At 40.4% G+C, this 3,558-nt stretch carries 2 protein-coding genes; both read right to left on the bottom strand.

Annotation, left to right across the window (positions count from 1 at the left end):
- Nucleotides 1-240: 240 nt before the first annotated feature.
- Nucleotides 241-579 (bottom strand): hypothetical protein, encoded by a 339-nt coding sequence (locus IEW93_RS21580; protein ID WP_188741258.1) that lies wholly within the window; start codon nt 577-579, stop codon nt 241-243.
- Nucleotides 572-3,558, bottom strand: a 2,987-nt coding sequence (locus tag IEW93_RS21585) for an RHS repeat-associated core domain-containing protein (RefSeq protein ID WP_229706748.1), incomplete at its 5' end; no start/stop codon positions are given. The genes IEW93_RS21585 and IEW93_RS21580, both read right to left, overlap by 8 nt.

Consider the following 3,558-nt stretch of genomic DNA (forward strand, 5'->3'; position numbering starts at 1 on the left):
TAACTCAACACCTTACGATGCAAAGCCCATGACTCGGGGTCTTGGCTGCCTGCTAGGCACTACCAAGCAGAGGACTTTCACCTCCAATCTTCTACCGATTTATCTCGGCGCACTGGGTGGCCATGTTTTTTTAGCTCAAATCTAAGCTGACAGACACCATTTAAAATGGGTAACTGTCAGATTAAGTCTGAGCTAGTACAGTTTAGTCCTTTGAAATCAAAGTTTAAGGGTTTTATTATGCTATTTCCCGCACCTTATATAAATTGTTTCACCACCGCCTTCATACAGGTTTCTTGATTCATCAATAATTTCCATATGCTCTAAACACTCTTTCGGTTTATTTTTAAAAAGACTAATTAGTTTTTTCAACCTTCTCAAACTTGGTTTTTTGTCACCTGTTACTGAGAAATCAACAGCTTCAAAAATAAAATATACTCCTTCACCATGAAATTTCTCAATTGTTTTTAACCAATCAGCATAATAGTGGTTTTCATTTATATCTAAAAACCTGTTGTCGATACTAGTGCAACCTAACAACATAGTATTTAAAGCAAGAAATAAGAGAAATAGTTTATTCATAATATTCTCTTCTGTGCCAATCATAAATGTAAGGAGCATTGGCTGTCATTGCGATACCCGTATAAGCCGCTGTGGGAACCATCCCAGCTAAGCTCCAAGCTTGGAAAGCTGTATTATAAGTTTCAGTCCCTGAAAGTACCATGCCAGTCATAGAGTCATAACCTTGAAAACCAACTAATTTCGAAATATCAGAATTCCAAAAGTCATGACCTTTAGAAATAGCATTCATGCTTCTTGCCCATGTTGAACTTTTATTTTCAAATATGGTTCCTTCCATACCTGAATCTTTTGTCAAATTTGTAAACCAGTTACCATCTCCAGCATCTGTACCTACAATCTGCGACATATCTCTATTTGAGTAGGTCATCAGTTCACCATGCTTGTTATATACAGGAGGTCTATTACCTTCAATTTTTGTTGCTCTAAGTTTCAACATATTTGTTCGCTCCTTGATATGTTCCCATCCTAACCTAGTCATAGAAAGAGCAAATGAAAGCTTAAAGCCTTCCCGGAAGCTCCCCCCTGTAGCCTCACCTGAAATACCACCTGCAACGCTATTAGACATCACCCGAGAAAAGTTCCATGTATTACCATAATGAGCAGCAATTCCACCAAATATTGCACCACTAAATGCCCCTTTCAAAGCTCCTGTTAGAGAACCTTTTAGACTTCCAGTCATCAGTGCTCCACCAACAAAGCCACCGACCCCTCCAGCTATTGCCCCCGTTACAATTCCACCTGTCGTAGTTAATGTCGCTGCCGAAGTTGCTGTTGCAGCAGTTCCCCATGTAGCTCCCCATCCCGCAACCCAATTAGTTGCAGCACCATAAGTAGCAACAACGGCAACTACAGCTACAATAGGTTTCCACCATTTTTTAACAAATTTTTTCAGCCCACTGAAAAAATACCCACTCGGGTCGGTCATTGACATCGGATTATTCAGAACATAAGCATAACGGTTATAGCTCTGACTATTCAACGGTGCCTGAATAAAAGGATCTGCCTGCAAAAATCTACCCAAGGTTGGGTCGTAAATACGCCCTCCCATATGAATAATATCTAAGTCTTTAATATGTTTATGTCCTGTATATCCTCTGTCTGTCGGTTCGCTAGTCGTAAAACTAGCCAACGTACTATGAAGATACACAGCGGTACGTTTACCCCAAGGGTCGTAAATAGCTTGCGATACGACTGCGCCACTCGCATTCGTTGTGGCGATAACTGAGCCTTGATGGTCCTTGTGTAGATAAAAAGTATCGCTTGAACCATTGCTTCGTTGGGTGAAAACAATATCGCCAACATAAAACTTATGCTCGGTTAATGTACCTGCGCCACCAGTACGATATACCTTTTCATAATTGCCTAAATAGGTTGTCTGATAAGTCACATTTTTGCCATTTTCGACATACGTATCAGATTTATAAATAAGCTCACGTTCAGGCCCATATTTCATGGAAGAACTGCTGCCAGCTTTCGTGATTAATGTTGGCTTGTCGTAACTGCCATAATTAAAGGTACGAGTACCATCTGTTTTACTATTGCCGTTGGCATCGTAAAAAAACTTATATAATTGCGCTCCAGAGGCTGATTTGACCTCATTAAGCTGGTGCGGTTTAGTTGCATAGTAGTTGTAATTGCCCACACCCGTTTTAAATTTAATATTACCCCAGTCATCATAATTAAAATCTTGATACGTTTTAAAATTTGTTGGCAAGATACCACTACCAGTGGCAATACTAATTGTCCTGTCTTCTAAGCGGTTTGTCAGGTAGTCATAGCCATACGTTTCAGTAAAGTCGGTAATGCTTCCAGGAATTGAACCAAATTTAGTCCATCGACTGGCTACATTGCCAACATCATCATGCTCGACATGAGTATAAGTCAGTTGAATTCCAGCACCATTTTTGACGTCAATACTCGATAACCAGCCAGTGTCATCTTCAAACACCGCTGTGCTCGATACATTATTACCGTAAGTGACTTTGTCGACTTGATTTCGTGCTGTCATTGAGTCAACACGCTTTAATAAAGCACTCGTTACATTATTACGTACTTCAGATAGATAACCAGAGGTTGTGTAGTTATTCTTAACCGAAAACGCCGCAGTACCTGTAGGGTAAGTGGTAATACTTGGGCGGCTGTAGCTATCGTAAGATTGGCTTTGCGTGAAGGTATTCCCATCTATTAAGGTTGTTGTGGTTTTAACTAAGCCATCTGGATAATAAGTAAAACTATTTTTATACGTTGGATTGCCAGTAGCACACGTTGCAACTGCTGCATCAAATTTTTCGACTGAAAGCAGTCTGCCTTTATCCGTTGTCGTACCATAATTCCAACAAAGCGTGCCTTCTGATGGCTCATAGCTTTTTATTTTGCGTCCAAGTAAATCATATGAAAAAGTGAAGGTATGGCCTCTAGCGGTCTCCTGGGTCATTAACTCACCAAAAGCATTATAGGTGTACTTCCATAGACCTTTTGAAGGGTCATTGGTGGAGAGTTTTCTGCCCCAGTCATCATAGGTAACGGTGACAATGTAATTACTGCCTTCTCCGGTTGTGTCTGTAGTCACAACATTGCCTTGAGCATCATAAGTAAAGGACACTGTATTACCGATAGCATCTTGAGTATAAACAGTTTCGCCAAAACCATTTTGATATGAACTACTTGTAACTCCTACTTCATTAGTGGTTCGACTTTCAAAGCCATAGAACCCATTTGTTACTGTTGTGCCATTGGGCTTTGTAACGATATTAGGTCGATTTAGCTCATCGTAACTAATTTGTGTAAAGTCAGTCGAGTTTGGTTCATACACTTTAAACTCGCGACCTTGACCGTCGTACTCTTTGATGACCTTGTTCCAGCCACCGCTAAAGCTTGTGGTTTGAGCGATAACCTCGCGCCCCCATTTATCAAAATACACTTCCTGGGTGGGATTTCCGGTTACCGTTGTTCTAACGTAATAATAGGCATTACTAGAAC

The sequence above is a fragment of the Shewanella inventionis genome, assembly GCF_014641855.1.
In the GTDB taxonomy this organism is placed as follows: domain Bacteria; phylum Pseudomonadota; class Gammaproteobacteria; order Enterobacterales; family Shewanellaceae; genus Shewanella; species Shewanella inventionis.

What these genes read in the sequence shown, in the direction of transcription:
- IEW93_RS21580 (WP_188741258.1), bottom strand. Translation starts at nt 579, where the DNA reads ATGAATAAACTATTTCTCTTATTTCTTGCTTTAAATACTATGTTGTTA.